The sequence below is a fragment of the Vibrio sp. T20 genome (assembly GCF_007858795.1).
GTDB classification, from domain to species: domain Bacteria; phylum Pseudomonadota; class Gammaproteobacteria; order Enterobacterales; family Vibrionaceae; genus Vibrio; species Vibrio satsumensis.
In genome coordinates this window covers 1-433 of sequence record NZ_VFEB01000115.1, presented here as the reverse complement: position 1 = coordinate 433, position 433 = coordinate 1, and the positions used below count along the sequence as shown (strand labels likewise).

At 43.9% G+C, this 433-nt stretch carries 1 protein-coding gene; it reads right to left on the bottom strand.

Features of this window, described 5'->3' with window-relative positions:
- On the bottom strand, window positions 1–433 hold a 433-nt coding region (locus FTW16_RS13380; RefSeq protein ID WP_186728067.1), incomplete at both ends, for a BCCT family transporter.

The following is a 433-nucleotide window of genomic DNA, read 5'->3' as shown; positions in this document are numbered from 1 at the left end:
ATGCAGTTGATATTGCACCCGCTTGCAGAGCTTGTACTGCTTCAGTACCACCAACCCACAGTAAAGCTACCGCAATAGCACCTTCGAGGAAAGCCCAGAAGATACGTTGAGGAACTGGAGTCTCAACCTTACCACCAGAGGTGATGCTATCGATAACTAAAGAGCCAGAATCGGATGATGTAATGAAGAACACAAGAACTAATACAATCGCAATGATTGATAGCAGCGTACCAAACGGCAGAGCATCAAACATTTGGAACATTGCTAGTGATACATCTGTCAGACCATCTTGGCCAAGTATGCCAATATTATTTACGATTTGATCAATCGCCATCCCGCCAAACACTGACATCCAAATGATAGTCACAGTGGTAGGAACAATCAGTACAGCTGTAATGAATTCACGAACAGTTCGACCTTTAGAAACACGTGC